Source organism: Micromonospora noduli (genome assembly GCF_003264475.1).
Classification (GTDB): domain Bacteria; phylum Actinomycetota; class Actinomycetes; order Mycobacteriales; family Micromonosporaceae; genus Micromonospora; species Micromonospora noduli.
Map to the genome: position 1 here is coordinate 49,705 of NZ_PYAC01000043.1, position 19,782 is coordinate 69,486.

Genomic DNA, 19,782 nt, shown 5'->3' on the forward strand with positions numbered 1-19,782 from the left:
CGCGCGTTCGCTGGAGTGACCGTTGTCCCTTGTGGACCCCCACGCCGATTGATGCCTGTCGTAGGCTGTGGCAGCTCGCACACATCGTCTGAACACGATGAGGGGACGCCGGTGGCCACTTCTGACACAGACCCAGCCACGATCGAGGGGCCGGCGCGGGTGCCCCTGTCCCGTCGACACATGCTGCGGATGGGAGCAGCGGCCGCCGGCGGCGCGGTGCTCGTCGGCACGGCGGAGGCGACGTCGGCGCAGGCCGCGCCGGTTGGTGCGAAGCGCGTCCTGCGGGCACCGGCGCTGGCACCCGGTGACCGGGTCCGGGTCGTCTCGCCCGGCAGCACCCCCGACCCCACGAACATGGCCCGCGGCATCGAGATCCTGCGGAGCTGGGGCCTGGAGGTCGAGCTGGGCAGGCACGTCTTCACCAAATACGGCTATCTGGCCGGCACCGACGCGCAACGGCTGGCCGACCTGAACGCCGCGCTCACCGACCCGGGCATCCGTGCCGTCTTCGCCGCCCGTGGCGGTTACGGCACGCAGCGGATCGTCGATCAGATCGACGTTTCCGTTCTGCGCCGGGACCCCCGGGTGGTCGTCGGTTTCAGCGACATCACCAGCATCCACGGCAAGCTCTGGCGCGATACCGGCCTGGTCACCTTCTACGGCCCCATGGTCAACTGGAGTGACGACCGCACCGGCCCCGAGTCGGCGGAGGCGCTCCGCAGGGCGGTGATGACCACCGCACCCGTCACGATCTCCCGGGACCCGGCCGAGACAGCCGCTTCCGTTGTGGTGCCGGGGCGGGCATCGGGGCCCCTGCTCGGCGGCTGCCTGACGCTGATCTCCACCTCGCTCGGTGCGGAGGACTCCCCGAAGTTCGACGGCGCGATCCTCTTCTTCGAGGACGTGGACGAGGCTCCGTACAGCATCGACAGCATGCTGACCGAGCTGCGGCGGGTGGGCGTGCTGCGCAGGGTCGCCGGTGTGGTCATCGGCCAGATCACCAACAGTGTCGGTGAGCCGGGCGAGTGGGACGCGGCGGCGATGCTCAAGGACCGCCTGTACGACCTTGGCGTACCGGTCCTCGGCGGGCTACGGCTGGGGCATGGCGACGGGCAGCTCACCGTTCCGCTGGGCTCGCGCGCCACGATCGACGCCACGGCAGGGACCCTGACGGTGGAGCCGGGGGTCCGCCCACGCTAGGGGCTCAGACCTGCGTCGGGTCCCAGGGGGACGGGTCGTCACGCAACCGGCTGTACAGGTAGCCGTCACGCCATTGGCCAGCCCGAAACTCGCTGGCCCGCACGACGCCCTCGAGCTGGAAACCGGCCTTCTCCAGCGCCCGTTGCTCGGCGACGTTCTCCGGGTGCGTACCGGCCTGGATGCGCTGGGCGGGGCTGTGCTGGAAGAGGTAGTCGCAGAGCAACGCCTGGGCGCGCCAGCCGATGCCCCTCCCCCGCCACTGCGGCAGCAGGACGATGCCGATTTCCCAGTACGACGCCCGGCCGGCGTAACGCCCAGCGGTGTAGCTGACGACGCCGGCGGCGGCCTGCTCCTGCTCGACCTCCACGACGAGCCGTCCGTCGTCCTCGCCGAGGTAGCCGTCGACGGCGAACCGCCGTGCCGGCACCCCGGCGTCCCGGAAGCCGGCCCAGTCCAGACCGATCAGGCCCGGCTCGGTGCAGAACCGCCGGAACATCACCAGGTCGGGCTCGGCAACCGGCCGTAGCCGGACAGTGAGATCGGCCGAGACAGACATCGACATACCGCCACTCTCCATGGCGGACACGCTAGCTTGCGCAGAGCCAACGCTGGGTTCGACGCCGTGTGCACGCAGAGCGACCGGCGTTGATAGCCGAGGCTCTGGTCGGCTCCTTTGGAGCTGAATCGTTGGCGACATCACCTCCCGGCCACCCCCGCCACCCCGGCCACCCCGGCCCAGCCCGGCCCACCCCGGCCCACCCCGGCCCAGCCCGGCCCAGCCCGGCCCACGCCGGCCCACGCCGGCCCACGCCGGCCCACGCCGGCCCAGCCCAGCCCACGCCGGCCCACGCCGGCCCAGCCCAGCCCTGCCCGGCACAGCCCGGCACACGCCGGCCCAGCCCGGTCCAGCCGCCGGACTCCCCCGGCCCAGCCGCGCTGAATCGTTTGCGACATCAGCTCCAAAGGCAGCGCGCGAAGAACTCCCCCGCCGGCGGACCTGGCCGCCGGTCAGACCTTGAGCAGCACCTTCGTACAGTCGTCCTGCTTCTTCTGGAAGATCTTGTAGCCCTTCGGGGCGTCACGCAGCGGCATCCGGTGGCTGACAATGAAGCTCGGGTCGATCTCGCCGCGCTGGATGCGCTCCAGTAGCGGCCGGGTGTAGCGCTGGACGTGGCACTGACCGGTCCGCATGATCAGCGAGCGGTTCATGAACGCGCCCATCGGGAACTTGTCGACGAAGCCGCCGTACGCGCCAACGACCGAGACCACCCCGCCGGAGCGGCAGGCGAGGATCGCCTGCCGCAGCGCGAACGGCCGTTCCGTCTCGACTCGCGCGGCCTGCTTGGCCCGGTCGTACGCGTACATGGCGGCGTTGCCGTGGTGGCCCTCCAGGCCCACCGCGTCGATGCACGCGTCAGGACCCCGGCCGGCGGTCATCTCGTTGAGGGTGTCCAGCACGTCGGCTTCCTCGTAGTTGATCGTCTCGGCGTCGATGTGCTCCTCGGCCAACCGCAGCCGGTACGGGAACCGGTCGATGACGATCACCCGCTCCGCGCCGAGCAGCCGGGCGCTGGCCGCGGCGAGCAGCCCGACCGGCCCGGCGCCCCAGACGGCGATCACCTGCCCGGGTTTGATGTCGCACATCTCGGCGCCCATGTAGCCGGTCGGGAACACGTCGGCCAGCATGACCGCCTGGTCGTCGCTGATCTCGTCGGGCACCTTGACCGGGCCGACGTCGGCGAACGGCACCCGGGCGTACTCTGCCTGGCCACCGGCGTAGCCGCCGAGCAGGTGCGAGTAGCCGAAGATGCCGGCTGGCGAGTGCCCCATGATCTTCTCGGCGATGCCGGCGTTCGGGTTGGAGTTCTCGCAGACCGAGTAGAGGCCGCGCTGGCAGGACGAGCAGTGCCCGCAGGCGATCGGGAAGGGCACCACCACCCGGTCGCCGGGGGCGAGGTTGCGGACCTGCGGGCCCACCTCCACCACCTCGCCCATGAACTCGTGGCCGAGGATGTCGCCCTTGCGCATGGCGGGGATGTAGCCGTGGTAGAGGTGCAGGTCGGAGCCGCAGATCGCGGTGGTGCTGATCCGGACGATCGCGTCCCGGGCGTTCATGATCTTCGGGTCGGGTACGTCGATGACCTTGACGCTGTCGGTGCCCATCCAGGCGGTGGCCTTCATTCTCGGTCCCTTCGGAGAGCTCGGGCGGTCAGCGGCGGGACGCCGGCAGCGGCTGGGCGGGTCGCTGCATGGCCTGTTGGCGTACGGAGATGCCGTTGGGGCTGCCCTCGGAGCGGACGACCTCGCCGGTCTCCAGCACCTGCTTGAACCGGCGCAGGTCGTCGCGGACCTGCTGCTCGGGTTCCTCGCCGAAGAGCTTCGCCACCGCTCGGCCGAGCGCGCCGGCCGGCGGCGCGTAGCGCAGCTCCACCCGCACCTCGGTCCCCCGGTCGCCGGGGGCGGGCACGAACCGGACCCGGCCGGCGTTGGGCACCCGGGTCCCCGGCAGCGACCGCCAGGTGATCGACTTGTTCGGCTGGTCGTCGATGATCTCGGCGTCCCACTCGACGCGGTGCCCGGCCGGGCCACGGGCGATCCAGTGCGAGCGGCGCAGGTCGTCGGCACGGACGGACTCCAGGTGCGCCATGAACCGGGGCAGATTCTCCATGTCCCGCCAGAACCGGTACGCCTCGGCGGGCGACCGGTTCACCGTCACCGCGATCTGCATCCGGATCACCCGGGCGCGGGCCCGTCGAGCCCGCCCGACGCGCACGGCGGCGAGCACGTCGACGGCGGTGATGCCGGCGACGGCGAGGGTGGTCAGCGCGACCCGGCGGCGGCGTTCACCGCTACGGTCGGCGAGGGCCCGCCCAAGCAGTGTGAGGTCCATGGCGTCGCCGGCCACCCGGCTCCAGGCCCAGCCGGCCGGGCGGCGGCCGCTGAGCAGGCCGGCGGCGCTGCCCAACTCCCGCAGGCCGATGGCCGGAAGCACGGATCGCGCGGCCGGGGAGTCGTCCACCCCGGTCAGTCGCGCGACGGGTCCGGGCGCGACCAGCGCGCCCACTCCCAGGGCCAGGCTCAGCAGGCCGAGCGCGCTCGGCAGCGTCGCCGGCACCGGCCCGTCCAACTCCGGCAGGAGCACAGTGTCGACACGACTCATGTCCGGTCCCTTCCGGTGGGCGTCGCCGCCGGTCCGCCGGCGGGGGCGGCGGTGGTTTCCCCGCCCCCGTGACGCTATGTCGAACAGGTGCCGCGCGCGCCGGGTTCGGGGCAGAACGTCCGATGCGGGCGGTGTGAGCGGGAAAGCCTGCGGCAACGGTCGGCATCGCGACATTGACCGATTTGGATCACCTGAACGCCGTTACCGTCGGCCCAACTCGCCGCGCCGCCGGAAGGACAATCCCGTGAGCCGTGCTCTGCTGCGCCACCTGACCGCCACCATCGCCGTCGCACTGCTCGTCGGGGAGGCCGCCGCACCGGCCGCCGCGCGTACCCCCGGGTCGCCCGCGCCCGGCGGCGTCCGCACAGTGGTCCGCGACGCGACGACCGGCGCACCGGTCCCCCGGGCCTGCGCCAGGCTCGTCCCGGTGGACGCCGCTGCGTTGGCGGCGGTCAGCATCGGTGAGGACCAACTCGGACGGTACGGGGGTTGCGCCGACGAGCAGGGCGTCCTGGTGACCGGGGATGTCGCCCCGGGGAGGTACCGGCTGCTGGTGCACCCCTACGACAAGACGGCGCACGGCTTGCAGTGGGTCGGGCGGCACGGCGGCACCGGTGAGCGCGAGCGGGCACAGGTGATTCAGGTGCGGCCCGGCGTGGTGAGCAACGCGCCGGTCATCCGGCTCGACCCGCCGGGCACCGTCGTCGGAGTGGTGACCGACGCGGCGACGGGCGCGCCGATCCCCCGTGCGCTGGTCATGGTGGTGCCCTACGTGCCGCACCCGAAGTACGGCGACCACGGCCCGACCACCGACGACGACGGCCGCTACACGATCACCGGCCTCGGCCCGTACCACTGGCCCGTGCAGTTCGCCGCCGCCGGGCTGGCGACCGTGTGGTCCGGTGGGGTGGGCGGCCGGCAGCAGGCGCGGCCGGTGCGGGTCCGCGCCCAACAGACGGTGACCCTGAACCAGGCGCTGCCCGCCGGGACGCCGCTCAGCGGGACGGTACGGGTCGACGAGCTGATCACCTACGCCCAGGTGATCGCGTTCGACGCGGCCACCGGGGACCTGGCCGGTGCGGCGGACGTGGGCACCGGTTACGCCCTGCGCCTGCTCCCCGGGCAGCGGGTGAAACTGCGTTGCGACTGCGCGTACACCCCTCCGGTCTGGCACCGCGACGCCGCCGGCTTCGACGCCGCGACTGCCGTGCGGGTCCGACGGGCGCCGGTCATGGTGGACTTCAATCTCGGGACGCGCTTCTCGGCCGCACCCTGAACAGGGGCACCGCCCGGCGTTAGGAGTGCGGGGCAGCGGGTAGCCGGCATGCGCTCTTACCAGCGCCCGAGGAGGTGGGATGTCGGAGACCAGCGCCTTCTTCGAGCGGTTGACGGTCGCTGGCCAGGATCCACGGTTCAGCAAGGTCTGTGGCAGCGTGCGATTCGACATCCGCGACGACGGCAACCTGGAGCAGTGGCTGCTGGACATCGATCATGGCCGGATGCGGGTGACGCGAAGCGGTGCCCCCGCCACCACGGTGATCCAGGTGTCCGCGCAGCTCGCGGAGGCGATGGCGCGGGGCGAGGTGAACGGGCTGGCGGCGATCACCCGGGGCGAGATCATGGTCGACGGTGATCTCGCCCTGGCGTTGCGTATCGGGCGGCTGTTTCCGCGAGAGCCGGGGCGGCTTCAGCGTGAGGATCCCGACAGTGGGACGTGACCGATGAGAGACATCGCTGGCACCGTGGCGTGCATCGACGGGAACACCTTCATGGTGTCCGACGCCAGCGGCGACGTGGAATCGTCCCCGAGCACCCCGGTCGGCCTCTTCGCCGCTGACACGCGTTTCCTGTCCCGCTGGAGGCTCACCGTCAACGGCGAGTGCATGACCGCGTTGTCGGTGGACGACAGCCAGTACTTCGAGGTCACCTTCTTCGCGGTCCCGGGCGCGGCGGTGGACTACGTGGAGGCCGACGTGTCGGCCATTCGACGCAGGCGCATCGGCCCGGACCTCACCGAGTCGCTGACGATCTTCAATTACGGTGAGCGGGACATGACGCTCGACGTGCGTCTGGAGGTGGCCGCCGACTTCGCCGACATATTCGAGATCAAGTTCGACATCGGCGAGAAGAGCGGCGCGTACTACACAAACGTCGGCGAGAACGAGTTGCGCCTGGGCTACCGGCGCGGCACCTACCGACGTGAGGTCATCGTGTCGGCCAGCGAGCCCGCGGAGTTCGGCCCGGACGGCCTTGGCTTCGCGGTCCGGCTGCGCCCCGGGCAGCAGTGGTCCACCCGGTTGCAGGCCGTCATGTTGGCGCTGCGCCCGGACGGCGTCGACCTGCGCTCCGCCCTGCGGGCCCTACGGCCGGACGAGTCCACCCTGCCCACGAGCGTGCAGGCCTGGGTCGCGGCGGCCCCGACCCTGGACACCGACAGCGTCGGCCTCCAGCAGGTCTACCACCGCAGCCTGGTGGACCTGGCGGCGCTGCGCTTCGCCCCGCTCTCGCTCGGCGGGGCGAGCGTGCCAGCGGCCGGCCTGCCGTGGTTCATGACCCTGTTCGGTCGCGACAGCCTGTTGACCTGCCTGCAGACCCTGCCGGTCACCCCGTCGCTGACCCCACCGACACTGCGGATCCTCGCGTCGTTGCAGGGCACCCGGACCGACGACGTGTTGGAGGAGGACCCGGGCCGGATACTGCACGAGCTGCGCTACGGGGAGTCGGCCGCGTTCGAGGAGCAGCCACACTCCCCTTACTACGGCACTGTGGACGCCTCGCCGCTGTTCGTGGTGCTGCTCGACGAGTACGAGCGGTGGAGCGGCGACACCGCGCTGGTGATGGAGTTGGAGCAGGAGGCTCGCGCGGCCCTGGCCTGGATCGACAGGTACGCGGATCTGAACTCCACCGGCTACATCTGGTACCAGCGACGCAACCGGGCCACCGGCCTGGACAACCAGTGTTGGAAGGACTCCTGGGACAGCATCTCCTACGCCGACGGCCGGCTGCCGGGCTTCCCGAGGGCCACCTGCGAAACCCAGGGGTACGCCTACGACGCGAAGATCCGAGGGGCCCGGCTGGCCCGTACCTTCTGGGGTGATCCTGCCTTCGCCGAGCGGCTGGAGAGCGAGGCGGCGGCCCTGTACGACCGGTTCAACCGGGAGTTCTGGCTGGAGGACCGCGGCTTCTACGCCCTCGCGCTCGACCACGACGGCACTCCCGTGGACAGCCTGTCGTCAAACATCGGGCACCTGTTGTGGAGCGGCATCGTGCCACCGGAGCGGGCGCCCCGGGTGGTCGAGCACCTGATGGGTCCGGCGCTCTTCTCCGGTTGGGGGGTGCGGACGTTCGCCGAGGGGCAGCGCCGCTACAACCCGCTCGGCTACCACAACGGCACGGTCTGGCCGTTCGACAACTCGTTCATCGCGTGGGGTCTGCGCCGCTACGGGTTCGGCAACGAGGCGGCCCGCATCGCCGAGGGCATCCTTTCCGCCGCCACCTACTTCGAGGGTCGGCTACCCGAGGCGTTCGGCGGGTTCGACCGCGACACCACCAAGTTTCCGATCCGGTACCCGACCGCGGGCAGTCCGCAGGCGTGGTCCAGCGGAGCCTGCATGCTGCTGATCCGCACCATGCTCGGCATCAACCCGCACGAGGACCACCTGGCCGTGGACCCGGCGTTGCCCGCCACCTTCGGGCGGATCGCGCTCCTGGACATCCCCGGCCGTTGGGGCGAGCGCGACGCGTTCGCCCGCCAACGCCCCGACCAGCACTGACGGCACGGTCAGCCGACGGCTGGCCCGGTGGCCCGGAAGGTGCGCCGGTACGCGTCCGGCGGTACGCCGACGGTGCGGTGGAAGTGTCGACGCAGCGTCGCGGCGGTGCCCATGCCGGCCGCCTGGGCGATGGCGTCGATGCTGTCGTCGGTCTGCTCCAGCAGCTCCTGGGCGCGGCGGATCCGCTGCGTCGACAGCCACAGCAGCGGGGTGGTGCCGGTGGCCGACCGGAAGTGGCGAGCCAGGTTGCGAGAGCTCATGTTCGCCTGCCGGGCCAGGTCCTCGACGGTCAGCGGCCGGTCCAGGCGGGCCAGCGCCCAGGGAAACAGGGTGGCCAGCGGGTGGTCGTCGCGGGCCGGCACCGGGGTGGTGACGTACTGGGCCTGACCACCGGCGCGGTGCGGTGGCACGACCAGGCGGCGGGCGACCGCGTTGGCGACGGTCGAGCCGTGGTCGCGCCGGATCAGGTGCAGGCACAGGTCGATCGCGGCGGCCTTGCCGGCGGAGGCGAGCACGGTGCCGTTGTCGACGTAGAGTACGTCCGGGTCGACCCGTACCCGGGGATAGCGGGCGGCCAGCGCCTCGGTGTGCGCCCAGTGCGTGGTGGCCCGCAGCCCGTCGAGCACCCCGGCGGCAGCCAGCACGAACGCGCCGGTGCACAGCGAGACCATCCGGGCGCCCGCCCGGTGGGCCGCGCGGACCGCGTCGAGCAGGTCGGGCGGCACGTCCGCGTCGACGTCCTCCACCGACGGGACGATCACCGTGTCGGCTCGGGCGAGGCGGTCCAACCCGTCGTCGGGCGCCACCAGGAAGCGGCCGACCCGGACCGGGCCGGGGCCGCAGACCATTACGTCGTACCAGGGGTCGGCCAGGCCGGAGGGGTCGTGGGCGAAGACCTCGCAGGCCAGGGCCAGCTCGAAGTGCAGCATCCCGTCGGTGGCGGCGATCGCGACAAGGGCCATGTCCGAAACTGTACGGGGATTGGCGTTCCCGACACTGGTCGGCCGCCGACCGCTGCGGGAGGCTGGTCCCAGTCGATCTTTCGAGGGGGCAGCGATGGGTTACCGGGTGGCGGTGTTCGGGGCGTACGGGCACACCGGACGGTTCGTGATGACGGAGCTGCGCGAGCGCGGGTTCGATGCGCTGCCGGTGGGCCGCGACGCGCACCGACTGGCGGCGTTCGGGCTCGCCTACCGGGTGGCGTCGGCCGACGATCCGGCCTCGCTCGACGCGGCGCTGACCGGGGTGGACGCGGTCGTCAACTGCGCCGGCCCGTTCGCGGCGACCGCAGCCAACGTGATCGAGGCCGCGCTGCGCGCCGGGATCCCGTACGTGGACGTGGCCGCCGAGATCGAGGCCAACCTCGACACGTTCGCGCACTTCACCGAGCGCGCCCGCGCGGCCGGTGTGGCGGTGGTTCCGGCGATGGCCTTCTTCGGTGGGCTCGGCGACCTGCTCGCGACGACGGCGATGGGCGACTGGACGTCGGCCGACGAGGCGCACGTCGCGTACGGACTGAGCAGCTGGCACCCGACGGCCGGGACGGTCGCCGCGGGCGTCGTCTCCCGCGAGCGCCGCGCCGGCCGCCGGGTCCGCTACACCGGCGGCCGGTTGGAGTACCACCCCGGCGGGGAGCTGCCGAGGGTGGACTGGGACTTCCCCGCGCCGCTGGGCCGGCGCACCGTTTTCGGCGAGTTCAGCATGGCCGACGTCGTCACCATCCCCCGGCACCTGGCCATCCCCGAGGTCCGCACGTACATGACCGTCGACGCCGCCACCGACCTGGCCGCCGCGGCAGCGCCGGTCGCGGTCGACGAGCGGGGCCGGTCAGCGCAGACGTTCACTGTCGACGTCATGGTGCGTCGCGGCGACACGCACCGCCGCGTCGTGGCCAGTGGCCGGGACATCTACGCCGTCAGCGCGCCCCTGGCCGTGGAGGCGGTCGGACGCGTCCTCGATGGTCGGACGAGGACCAGCGGCGTCGCCTCCGCCGGCGAGATGTTCGACGCGCGGGCGAAAAATTGTCATCCGGAGCCGCCGTGCTGGCTGCCAGGGCACTTGTCGACCGGCCTCCTTAATTCTTTCCCCGCCAGTTGATGCAGGCCCTTGACGTGCACATACTCCTTCCGACAGAGCTTTATCGTCGACTCGAAGGAAACCACTGGTAATGCGGACTCCCCCCGCGCACGTCGCACCGCCGGATCGGGCGCGAAAGCGTCGTCGCCTCACTCGCATCACGCTCGCCTCAGCGGTCGTCGCCGCGCTGGCCGGCAGCGGCATCTACATCGCCGGCGCCCAGGCCGAAGAGGTCGCCGTGCCCGGCCGGGTGCAGGCAGAGGCCTTCGCGGCACAGTCCGGGGCGCAGACCGAGGGCACCGGCGACGCCGACGGCGGCCGGAACGTCGGCTGGCTGGCCAGCGGCGACTGGCTGCGCTTCGACGGTGTGTCGGTGACGGGCGTCGACCTGACGGCCCGGGTCGCCTCGCTCAACACCGCCGGCGGCAGTGTCGAGTTGCGCCTCGGCGCGCAGAACGGTCCACTGCTGGCCAGTTTCCCGATCGCGGGGACCGGTGGCTGGCAGAAATGGACCACCGTCACCGCGAAGGCGTCCGCTGTGCCGGCCGGCGCGCAGACCGTCTTCGCCGTCATGAAGAGCACCTCGACGTCGGACTTCGTGAACCTGAACTGGTTCACGTTCGGCCCCGCGACCGGCACGTCGCCGAGCGCCTCGGCCACGCCGAACACGTCGGCTGTCCCTTCGGCCACGCCGGGTTCCACCGCGTCCGCGTCCCCGTCGACGTCCGTCCCGCCGAGCGCACCGGCCGGCGGCTGGGTGCCCGTCGACCAGGCCAAGTGGAGCAGGGAACTGGCCGCCTTCAACGCCATCAAGCCGAAGGCGGTGCCGCCGGGCACCACCCGGGTGCCGGAGTTCCACACCGACTGCGGTGTCGCGAATTCCGCCCCGGACGACCCGATCGTCCTGCCGGGCCTGTCCGGCGCCTCGCACATGCACACCTTCTTCGGCCCGAAGATCGACGCCTTCACCACCACGGACAAGCTGTTCACCGCGGCGAACACCTGCAACGCCCCCGGAGACAGGAGCGCCTACTGGACCCCGGAGCTACGCAAGGACGGCAAGGCCGTACCGATCAAGAGCATGCGCATCTACTACGGCTCGCGGGTCAAGGATCCGTCGACCGTCAAGCCCTTCCCGCCGGGCCTGGTCGTGGTCGAGGGCGACGCCAAGCGGCAGGTCGACACTCCGAAGAACGCCGGTAGCAACCAGTTCTGGTGCGCGGGCAGCGCCGAGATCGGCCGCAGCGCCGACGGCAACTGGCCGAAGTGCGCCCCCGGCGGCAACCTGATCTTCCAGCTCGTGTTCAAGGACTGCTGGGACGGCAAGAACATCGACTCACCCGATCACAAGTCACACATGGGCGACCCGGTGAACGGCGTCTGCACCGGCAGGTACCCGGTGGCCGTGCCGGATCTCTCCTTCATGGTCAACTACGAGTCGCTGGGCGGTGACGGCCTCAGCCTCTCCTCCGGCAAGCCGTCATCCATGCACGGCGACTTCATGAACGCCTGGGAGCCGGAGCGTCTCGGTGACCTGGTGAAGTCCTGCCTCAACCAGAACGCCAAATGTGGCGTCGACACGACCTTCGCCGGCGGCTGACCACCGCCTCCGTCGTCGACGGACGGCCCCCGCTCAGGCGTGGGGGCCGTCCGTCATCGCATCACGTCAGTCAGAGATTCACGCTGACGCCGGCCGCCTTGCATGCGGCGTTGACGTCCTTGCCGGCCTTCTCGAAGGCCGGGTTGTCGGCGGCGGTCGCCGGGTCCGCCGCGGCCGCAGCCTTGGCCGCCTCGGCGGCGAACGTCCGCAGGGCGTCGGCCAGCTTGCCGTCGCCGGTCGAGGCGACAGTGGTCACCTTCTGCTCCAGCCCAGTAAGGATCTTCTTGAAGTCCGCCGCCGACGCGTCACCGGTCGTGGCGACCTTCACCATCTCGGTCCTCATCTCGTCGCTGGCCTTCTTCACCGCCTCGCAGAGCTGCTTGTCGGTCGCCGCGCCCGCCGCGGGTGACGAGGCCGCCGTGGCGGCGGCGGAGGTGGCCACCGCAGACGGGGCTGCGGAGGTGGGAGCGGGCGTGGTGGATCCGGCGGTCGTCGCCTTGTCGGCGTCGCCACAGGCGGCGAGGGCCGTCGAAACGGCAAGGATCAGCATGGCGGAGGCAAGACGGGAAGATTTCACGGACGCGGACGATAGTCGAAGTCCACACGGTGATCAATTCGCTCGGCGTCCGCCACTCCGCGTGCTGTCAGCGACGATTCACCGCCGCCCACTGGCCACCGCACGGCAACCACCTATGTGGACGGCGGGCTGGTAGGAAGAGGCGAGTTGCCTCACCTCAGGGAGATGATCGTGGCACGTTCCCACCTGTCCCGCCGTTCGCTGCTGACCGCCGGGGGCGCCGCCGCCGTGGCCCTCGGCGCGGCCGGGGCCAGTCCGTCCGCCGCCGCCGCGCCAGCCGACAACCCGGTCGATACGCCGGCCGAGGCGCTGCGCCGGCTGCAGGCCGGCAACCGGCGGTTCACCTCCGGGCACGGCCGGCACCCGCACCAGGGCCTGACCGACCTGCACCGGCTCGCCGCCGGTCAGCACCCGTTCGCCATCACCGTCGGCTGCGCGGACTCCCGGGTCGCCCCCGAGGTGCTCTTCGACCAGGGGTTGGGTGACCTGTTCGACAACCGGGTGGCCGGCAACATCGTCGACGACCTGCTGCTCGGCAGCGTCGAGTTCGCGGTGGAGGAGTTCGGCAGCCTGCTGATCGTCGTCCTCGGCCACGAACGCTGCGGCGCGATCACCGCCACCATCGACGCCATCCACACCGGCGGGACGGCGCCCGGGCACATCGGCACCATCGTGGACGCCCTGCGCCCGATCGTCGAGCCGGTGCTGGACCAGCCCGGCGACCCGGTGGAGAACGGGGTCCGGGCCAACATCGCCGCCCAGGTGCGGGCGCTCAGCGCACGCAGCACGATCATCGCCGAGAAGGTCCACGAGGGTGCGCTGCGCGTGGTGGGCGCCCGCTACGACCTGGACAACGGGCGGGTTTCCCTGGTGGCCTGAGGCCGTCACCCGATCCTGGGCCACCCGGACGGCGACGCTGGTCGGTCATCCACTGCCGCCGACCGGCGCCGCCGGTCGCGTCGCGGCCGACGGGTACGGCGGAAGTAGGACCAACCGGCCAACGGCAACGCGACCGCCCAGGCCAGCAGGAGCGGCAGGCCGATCAGGACGCCGGTCGGGGTGAAGATGTCATCCGCGCTGGACTCCCCCAGGTCAGCGGCGAACTGCCAGGGCAGGGTCGCCGAATAGCCGATCATCAGGGCGGACCCCAGCACCGTTGGCGTCAGCGGCAACCACTGTGGCACCCGACGTCCGCGCAGCCACGGCACCCACCGGGGGAAGACGAGCCCCCAGTCCTTGATGAGCCCCAGCGCCAGAACGCCGCCGAGCCCGGCGAGGACGCAGAGCAGGCCCAGGTAGAACGCGCCGGCCGGCAGACCCAGGAAACCGTCGACGGGGTGATCCCCCACTCCGGGCCCGCGACCGTGGTACCACTCGCGGAACGGGTCGGGATTGGCGAACAGCGGGATGCCGAGGATCCACGGCACGTGCAGCGGGATGAACCCCAGTACGGGGGCGATCCACGCCACGTGCCCGGCTCGGCGGGCCCAGGACGGCGGCGGTGCGGGCATGGCGTTCGTACGTGGTGTACGGGTCACGGCGTCGTCTCCATCAGTGGCGGGCGTTGGCACATCCGAGATCACCGTCGCGGAACGGCGCGACGAGCGGATCGCCGCGCGGAGGGAAATCGCCTCCCCCGCCGCAGGGATGGCGTCTTTTCGTCACGACGGTCCGTGTGACGAAAACACTTCACGGCGGCGGGTCACGCTCCGGAGGCTGGACACCATGAATGTGACAGGGCTCGACCGACCAGGCGACGGCCACCCACAGCCCCCGCCCGGGGACACCCTCGCCCGAATCACCGTCGTGGACGCACTGCGGGACAGCGCGCTGCTGCTCATCCTGCTGGTGAACATCGCGTTCTTCGGTTCCGGCTACGACTTCCACCTGGTCGACGATCCGACGCACGGCGCAGTCGACCTGCTGATCGCCGGCGCGGTGGAGCTGTTGTTCGCGATGAAGGCGTACCTGCTGTTCGCCTTTCTGTTCGGCTACAGCTTCACCCTGCAACTCGACTCCGCGGCACGGCGCGGAGTGGCGTTCCGCCCGGCGTTCCTGCGCCGGCTCTCCGGGTTGTTCGTCCTCGGCGCGCTGCACGCGGTGCTGCTGTTCCACGGCGACATCCTCACCACGTACGCGCTGCTCGGTCTCGTGCTGCTCGCGGTCCGGCGGATCGAGCCCCGCACCGCGCTGGTCGCGGCGGCGACCATCATCGGCGGCATCGCCGTCGTGGTCGGGATCGCCGCGGTCCTCGGTGCCACGCTGGTTCCGGACGAGGCCGCCGCGGTCAGCGCCGGTGCGCGTTCGACGCTGGCCCTGGGCGGCGGCCTCGGCGATGTCGTCCTGGAGCATGTGCGGTCGATGCCGGCGATGATCGGCGGTCTGGCCGTGCAGGGGCCCCTGGCGTTCGCGGCGTTCCTCGTCGGCCTCGCCGCCGGTAAGCACCGGCTTCTCGCCACCGTGCCCGCCCACCAGGACCTGCTACGCCGGTGCGAACGGGTGGGGTATCCGATCGGTCTGGCCGGCGCCGTCGTGTTCGCGGTCGGTGGTTCCACCGCGAACCTGACCGGGCTGATGGTCAGCATCGTCACCGCGCCGTTCCTGGCCGCCGCCTACGCCGCGACCCTGCTGCGCCTGTTCACGCGGCGGCCGCGCCTCGCGGGCGCGTTCGCGCCCGCTGGGCGGATGGCCCTGACGAACTACCTGGCCCAGTCGCTCATGTGCGTGCTCGTCTTCACCGGCCTCGGGTGGGGCCTGGTCGGCCGCACCGCGCCGGCACAGACACTGCTGATCGCACTGGTGATCTTCGCGGTGCAGCTGGTGGTCAGTTCGTGGTGGCTGCGGCGGTTCCGGTACGGCCCCGTCGAATGGGCGCTGCGCGCCTGGACCCACCGGGAGCGCCGCCCCAACTAGGGTGCTGACATGGTCGATCGGCACCAGGTGATGAACTTCCGGGTCCGGGCCCAGCAGCTCGACCGGGACGAGGGCACGCTCGCCGACACCGCCGTCCTGGACCTCGGCGTGCAGAACACCGGTCCGGACGGCGCCCGGTGGGCGCTGGCGGTACGCGGGGTCGACGTGACCGCGTTGTCCGACACCGATCTGGTCCTGCTGTGGACCGTCCGGGGCGCTCCCCACCTCTACCGCCGGGCCGACGTGGCGAAGGTGGCCGCCGCCGTCGAACCCAAATCCTCGGCCGACGCGGACAAGCGCATCTACGACGCCGCGAAACCGTTGAAGGCCGCCGGCATCGACACTCTGGCAGCCCTGGACGAGATCGCCGACCGGATGCGGGCCATCGTCAGCACGCCGACGGTCAAGGGGGACGTCTCCGGCCGCCTGGCCACCATGCTGCCCGAGCCCTACCTGCGGTTCTGCCGTCCGTGTGACGCCACGCACCTCTACGAGATGCCGTTCCGGCTCGCCGCCGTACGGGCCGGACTGGAGTTGCAGCTCGACACCTCACCCCCGGTCCTGCGGCGCATCACCGGGTTCAGGAAGGCAGCCGCTGCTGGTGACCGCTTCGACCTCATCCGCGCGTATCTTCGCCTGCTCGGTCCGGCCACCCCGAAACAGGTCGCCGACTACCTCGACGCACCGGTGAAGGACGTGAAGGCGCACTGGCCCGAGGATGTCATCGAGGTGAGGGTCGACCGCGAGGTGCGCTCACTGCTGGCCGCCGACGAGGGGGCGCTGGAGTCGGCCGACAGCACTGTCACCCGCCTGCTCGGCCCGTTCGACCTGTTTTTGCAGGCCAAGGACCGGGCAACGCTGGTGCCCGACGCCGCCCACGCCAAGGAGCTGTGGCCGGTGCTGGGTCGCCCCGGCGCCGTCCTGGTCGACGGCGAGTTGGTCGGCACCTGGCGTCCCCGCAAGTCCGGCAGGACGTTCACTGTCGCAGTCCAGCCGTGGCACCGGTTGTCGGACGCCACGCGTAAGGCCATCACCACGCAGGCCGAACACCTCGCCGCGTACCGCTCCGTCGCCCTCAGCGGCGTCGACTTCGGCAGCTAGTTCTCGAGGACGCTCACTCCACCGCCCAGGCGATGGCGGGCGGGTGCACCCGAGCGCAGATCGGCCCACCGACGGCATCGGTCAACCCGAGCCGGCCGACCAGCGTCCCGTTGCCCTCGTGGGCGGCGCGCAGCAGCTCGGTCGGCACGTCGGTGAACATCAACTTGGCTCGTCGGAACATCGCGAAGCCGTCCTGGGTCACCGCGCCCCAGCTCAGATAGAGAAACCGGGCCCCGGGGCGGCCGTGCACCCACGGGCCACCGACGTCGAGTGCTCCGTCGATCTCGCGGCTGGACACCTCGAAGGACCAGGTGGCGCTTGCCGCGTCGGCCGGCACCTGATCGACGACCTCGGCCTTGCGCTGAACCCCGACGTGCACGTTGCCCCGCCGCAGCGCGTCGGCCTCCGCACCGGGACGCTGACCTGGGAGATCACTGCCGTCGATCCGGATCCGCATGGCACCGACTCTAGTTAGTCGGCCGGTTGCTCGGCGGTGTCGTCGTTCTCGCCGTACTCGCCGCGGATGGGCAGGTAGTAGGCGGGCAGGAACGCGGCGATGATGACGACGCCGGCGATCGGCACGAACGCGCCGACGAGGATGCCGGAGCCGATCCAGACCAGCGCGAGCGCGAACCGGCGGCCGATGGCTCGCGCACCGAAGCGACCGAGGCCGGGGTTCAGCAGCTCGGCCCGACGGAGGTGTGCCCACACGATGTTGAAGAGGGCCGCCGCCGTCCACAGTGTGCCGCCGTAGACGACGACCGACGCACGCAGCCCCTGCTCCGCGCGCAGCGCTTCGGCGAGCAGTGACGTGGAGAACGGCAGGAACGCGATGACCATCAGGAGCAACGTGTTGAGGAACAGGACCCCCCGGTCGACATGCCGGACGCGGTCGAACATGACGTGGTGATTCACCCACACCTGCCCGATGAGCAGGAAGCTCAACGTGTACGCAAGGTACGACGGCCACAGCGCACCGAGCCCCTGGACGAGGTTCCCGAAGTCGTGGGGCGGTTGGATCTCCAGCACGAGGAGCGTCACGGCGATCGCGAAGACACCGTCGCTGAAGGCCAGCAATCGGCCCGGGTTACGGGTCAGCCGCGAAGTTTCCCTTTTGGGAGGCACGTAGCGAATTATGCAATAGGTCAGCTTTCGTCATTGGCGGAGCGGCGCCAGAACTGGCGTGGCGCGAAACCCTCACGTCGCAGCCAGTGCTCGGTGTAGACGATCCGATCCGCCTCGACGACCACGAGTGTGTCCTCGGGCGGCTCGGACAGCGCCCGCCCCCGCTCGGCGTGCTCGTTCTCCCACCGAACCGCCGCCCAGTAGTGCGCGCGGTCCGGATGCGCCGGCGAAAGCACCCTGGCCGTCCCGAACAGTTGGGCACCGCGGCTGCTGGCCAGTCCGACCAGCGGCGCGAAGATGCCGATGGACACGCGCGGGTCGGCGGCGATGTTGCGGATCTTCGGCGACCGTGGCGCGGCGGTGAAGAGCACCGCGAAGCCGAGCGGGTAGTACCGCACCGGGGTGGCCAGCGGCCCGTCCGGACCCGTTGTCGCGAGCACACACATGTTCTGCGACGACAACAGGTTGAGGAGGCGCTCCTCAAGCCGTTCACGATCGAGCCGCTTCGCTGGCATGGGCTCCGACAGCCACGGATTCGTCAACGGCATAGGACGTCCTCGATCATGGCGAGCACCCTAACCGGGTAACCCGCCGTCAAGATCGGCAGGGCGCGCCTACGCCGTCCTGCGCAGGTAGGTCTCGGCCAACTGCCGAAGGCGTGTCCGGTCGAAGCTGTCCCCGTGGCCGGGATGGACGACGGACACGTCGAGGTCGACGAGAAACTCCATGCTCCGCCGACAGCAGTTCGTTGACGTGCGGCTCCGAGATCCGGACAACGTCGCCGTCCACTTCGGCCCGCGAATACCAGTCGACCATGCCCGAGAGTGTGCCAGCGCGGCGATGCCTCTTCGACCCCGCGAATCACGGTCCGTGGTCGTCGCGATCGAGATGGAATCCGGCGGGTGCCAGGAGAAGTTAAATGATCAAGAAGAGACGGTCGGCGGGGTCCACGACCGCCGCCAGCACCGCGCCCGGTACGAGCGCCGGATCGTCCGCGTGGATCGTGTCCGCCTCGAACGGGGTGAACCCCGGCCCACTGATTCGCAGGCGGAGCTCCAGCCCGGGATTTTCGCCGTCCAGGTGGTTCGCCACCGCGAGAATCTCCGCCATCGCGGCGACGCCAGCCGCGGCCAGCCGACGCGCGTCACGGCGCGAGCGGCCCACCACCCGCCAACCGAAGACGCCGAACCCGACACCGATGGCTGTCGCCAGGACGCCACCGACCAGCAGACCCCAGAAGTCGCTGGACGATCGCGGTGGGTCCAGCGTCACGGCGGCGACGAGCAGGACCGGTCCGGGTAGGCAGATGGCCAGGAACACGAGTCGGCTGAGCAGCGCGCCGATCGGACCGACGCGCGCTTCCGCTTCGCGAGGGGCACTCGTCACCCTCGCACCGTAGTGCAGCGGCTGGCTGGTTCACTCCTCCGTCCGGGCAGGGTCGGGGAGGGTGAATCCGTCCGCGCCGGCACGCGGGAACGCCCGATCCGCCGATCTGAACGAGTACGCCATGAAAGACTCGCCCGGCTGGCGGAAGGGGCGGGGATGCAACCAACCTGGCTCGTAGCGCTCTCGTGGGCTTCGCTCGCGGTCGGCGTCGTCAGCTTCGCGGTCGTGCTGGCCGACACCTATCTCCGCGGAAACCGTCAGCCGGTCCGGGTCATGGAGATCGTCTGGCTGGTGACAGTCCTCTACATCGGCCCGGCCGCTGTCCGCCTCTACTGGAACTGGGGCAGACCTGAGGCGTTCTCTCAACGGCGGCAGGAGGATCAACCGCGACGGCCCCGCCGGGGCATCGTCGTCACCCACGTGTCCCGCTGCGGCGCGCACTGCGCTCTCGGGTTCATCGTCGCCGAGGTCGCCCTGTACGCCGTGAGATTCGACCCGGCCGAGGACCCGCTGTGGGTCGCCTACGCCGGCGACTACCTGACGGCGGTGACGATCGCCGTGCTCTTCCGGTACTTCGCCGGGCCGGGTCGCAGCCTGACGAAGGTCTGGCACGCACTGTCGAGCGTCGGCAGGATCGAGCTGCTGACCATCACCGTGTTCGAGGTGGCGTTGTTCGTGTGGCTGACCCTCGCGCATCGGGTGGTCTTTCCGGAGCTACACCTGCGACCCGACAGCCCGACGTTCTGGTTCGCCGGTCAGCTCGGGCTGATAGCCGGCTTCGTCGCGGCCTGGCCCACCGCCTCCTGGCAGCTCGGCCGAAGGCTGAGGTTCGAGCCGCGCCGACTCCCCTACGACTGAGCGGGGCCGGATC

The 19,782-nt window shown here is 71.1% G+C and carries 21 protein-coding genes; 10 read left to right on the plus strand and 11 right to left on the minus strand.

The features are described 5' to 3' along the window. The first annotated feature begins 111 nt into the window (after nt 1–111). Entirely contained in the window at nt 112–1,200 is a 1,089-nt protein-coding gene (locus MED15_RS31700) for a S66 peptidase family protein (protein WP_244220646.1), read from the plus strand. A gap of 4 nt (nt 1,201–1,204) precedes the next feature. Here MED15_RS31700 and MED15_RS31705 read toward each other — a convergent pair whose 3' ends face one another. The 4 genes from MED15_RS31705 to MED15_RS31715 all read right to left on the minus strand — a co-directional run bounded on the left by MED15_RS31705 (nt 1,205) and on the right by MED15_RS31715 (nt 4,360). Beyond that, nucleotides 1,205–1,762 (minus strand): GNAT family N-acetyltransferase, encoded by a 558-nt coding sequence (locus MED15_RS31705; protein ID WP_112726352.1) that lies wholly within the window; start codon nt 1,760–1,762, stop codon nt 1,205–1,207. Between the two features lie 134 nt (nt 1,763–1,896). Next, a complete protein-coding gene (locus tag MED15_RS33315; RefSeq protein WP_146766763.1) occupies nt 1,897–2,154 on the minus strand; it encodes a hypothetical protein in 258 nt (85 codons plus the stop codon). Nucleotides 2,155–2,208: 54 nt separating this feature from the next. Then, nucleotides 2,209–3,381 carry a zinc-dependent alcohol dehydrogenase gene (locus MED15_RS31710; protein WP_112587503.1) on the minus strand — a complete coding sequence of 391 codons (1,173 nt, stop codon included), beginning with the start codon at nt 3,379–3,381 and terminating at the stop codon, nt 2,209–2,211. 28 nt (nt 3,382–3,409) lie between these two features. Next, nucleotides 3,410–4,360 (minus strand): SRPBCC family protein, encoded by a 951-nt coding sequence (locus tag MED15_RS31715; RefSeq protein ID WP_112587505.1) that lies wholly within the window; start codon nt 4,358–4,360, stop codon nt 3,410–3,412. Between the two features lie 244 nt (nt 4,361–4,604). On the opposite strand from MED15_RS31715, the gene MED15_RS31720 reads away from it, so the two are divergent. From MED15_RS31720 to MED15_RS31730, 3 genes are all read left to right on the plus strand, one after another. Beyond that, the gene (locus MED15_RS31720) at nt 4,605–5,636 is read left to right on the plus strand and encodes a carboxypeptidase-like regulatory domain-containing protein (RefSeq protein WP_167457773.1); all 1,032 of its coding nucleotides are present in this window, start codon (nt 4,605–4,607) and stop codon (nt 5,634–5,636) included. Nucleotides 5,637–5,715: 79 nt separating this feature from the next. Further along, nucleotides 5,716–6,078: an SCP2 sterol-binding domain-containing protein gene (locus MED15_RS31725; protein WP_112587509.1), complete on the plus strand. Its 363-nt coding sequence runs from the start codon at nt 5,716–5,718 to the stop codon at nt 6,076–6,078. Between the two features lie 3 nt (nt 6,079–6,081). Continuing rightward, a complete protein-coding gene (locus tag MED15_RS31730) occupies nt 6,082–8,133 on the plus strand; it encodes an amylo-alpha-1,6-glucosidase (RefSeq protein WP_112737716.1) in 2,052 nt (683 codons plus the stop codon). A gap of 8 nt (nt 8,134–8,141) precedes the next feature. Here MED15_RS31730 and MED15_RS31735 read toward each other — a convergent pair whose 3' ends face one another. Continuing rightward, complete coding sequence (locus MED15_RS31735; RefSeq protein ID WP_112587513.1) at nt 8,142–9,095, minus strand: helix-turn-helix domain-containing protein; 954 nt, start codon at nt 9,093–9,095, stop codon at nt 8,142–8,144. A gap of 94 nt (nt 9,096–9,189) precedes the next feature. Here MED15_RS31735 and MED15_RS31740 point away from each other — a divergent pair, with 94 nt between their 5' ends. Next, nucleotides 9,190–10,230, plus strand: coding sequence for a saccharopine dehydrogenase family protein (locus tag MED15_RS31740; RefSeq protein WP_112737718.1), 1,041 nt, complete (start codon nt 9,190–9,192; stop codon nt 10,228–10,230). A 70-nt stretch (nt 10,231–10,300) separates the two neighbouring features. Beyond that, nucleotides 10,301–11,809 carry a DUF1996 domain-containing protein gene (locus MED15_RS31745; RefSeq protein ID WP_112737720.1) on the plus strand — a complete coding sequence of 503 codons (1,509 nt, stop codon included), beginning with the start codon at nt 10,301–10,303 and terminating at the stop codon, nt 11,807–11,809. 70 nt (nt 11,810–11,879) lie between these two features. Here the strand turns inward: MED15_RS31745 and MED15_RS31750 are convergent, their stop codons facing one another. Then, complete coding sequence (locus MED15_RS31750; RefSeq protein ID WP_112737722.1) at nt 11,880–12,386, minus strand: hypothetical protein; 507 nt, start codon at nt 12,384–12,386, stop codon at nt 11,880–11,882. Between the two features lie 165 nt (nt 12,387–12,551). Between MED15_RS31750 and MED15_RS31755 the strand changes: the two genes are divergently transcribed. After that, the gene (locus MED15_RS31755) at nt 12,552–13,265 is read left to right on the plus strand and encodes a carbonic anhydrase (protein ID WP_244220647.1); all 714 of its coding nucleotides are present in this window, start codon (nt 12,552–12,554) and stop codon (nt 13,263–13,265) included. Between the two features lie 5 nt (nt 13,266–13,270). Here the strand turns inward: MED15_RS31755 and MED15_RS31760 are convergent, their stop codons facing one another. Beyond that, entirely contained in the window at nt 13,271–13,924 is a 654-nt protein-coding gene (locus MED15_RS31760; RefSeq protein WP_146754497.1) for a hypothetical protein, read from the minus strand. A 187-nt stretch (nt 13,925–14,111) separates the two neighbouring features. On the opposite strand from MED15_RS31760, the gene MED15_RS31765 reads away from it, so the two are divergent. Both MED15_RS31765 and MED15_RS31770 read left to right on the plus strand, forming a co-directional pair. Continuing rightward, nucleotides 14,112–15,299 carry a DUF418 domain-containing protein gene (locus tag MED15_RS31765; RefSeq protein ID WP_112737724.1) on the plus strand — a complete coding sequence of 396 codons (1,188 nt, stop codon included), beginning with the start codon at nt 14,112–14,114 and terminating at the stop codon, nt 15,297–15,299. A 9-nt stretch (nt 15,300–15,308) separates the two neighbouring features. Beyond that, a complete protein-coding gene (locus MED15_RS31770; RefSeq protein ID WP_112737726.1) occupies nt 15,309–16,400 on the plus strand; it encodes a winged helix DNA-binding domain-containing protein in 1,092 nt (363 codons plus the stop codon). Between the two features lie 13 nt (nt 16,401–16,413). Here the strand turns inward: MED15_RS31770 and MED15_RS31775 are convergent, their stop codons facing one another. The 4 genes from MED15_RS31775 to MED15_RS31790 all read right to left on the minus strand — a co-directional run bounded on the left by MED15_RS31775 (nt 16,414) and on the right by MED15_RS31790 (nt 18,911). Beyond that, complete coding sequence (locus MED15_RS31775) at nt 16,414–16,857, minus strand: DUF5990 family protein (RefSeq protein ID WP_112737728.1); 444 nt, start codon at nt 16,855–16,857, stop codon at nt 16,414–16,416. 14 nt (nt 16,858–16,871) lie between these two features. Continuing rightward, a complete protein-coding gene (locus tag MED15_RS31780) occupies nt 16,872–17,477 on the minus strand; it encodes a TMEM175 family protein (protein ID WP_244220648.1) in 606 nt (201 codons plus the stop codon). A gap of 68 nt (nt 17,478–17,545) precedes the next feature. Next, a complete protein-coding gene (locus MED15_RS31785) occupies nt 17,546–18,073 on the minus strand; it encodes a pyridoxamine 5'-phosphate oxidase family protein (RefSeq protein WP_112602015.1) in 528 nt (175 codons plus the stop codon). Between the two features lie 367 nt (nt 18,074–18,440). After that, nucleotides 18,441–18,911, minus strand: coding sequence for a hypothetical protein (locus MED15_RS31790; RefSeq protein WP_112587529.1), 471 nt, complete (start codon nt 18,909–18,911; stop codon nt 18,441–18,443). 156 nt (nt 18,912–19,067) lie between these two features. Between MED15_RS31790 and MED15_RS31795 the strand changes: the two genes are divergently transcribed. After that, the gene (locus MED15_RS31795; protein WP_112587531.1) at nt 19,068–19,769 is read left to right on the plus strand and encodes a DUF4396 domain-containing protein; all 702 of its coding nucleotides are present in this window, start codon (nt 19,068–19,070) and stop codon (nt 19,767–19,769) included. Nucleotides 19,770–19,782: the final 13 nt, after the last annotated feature.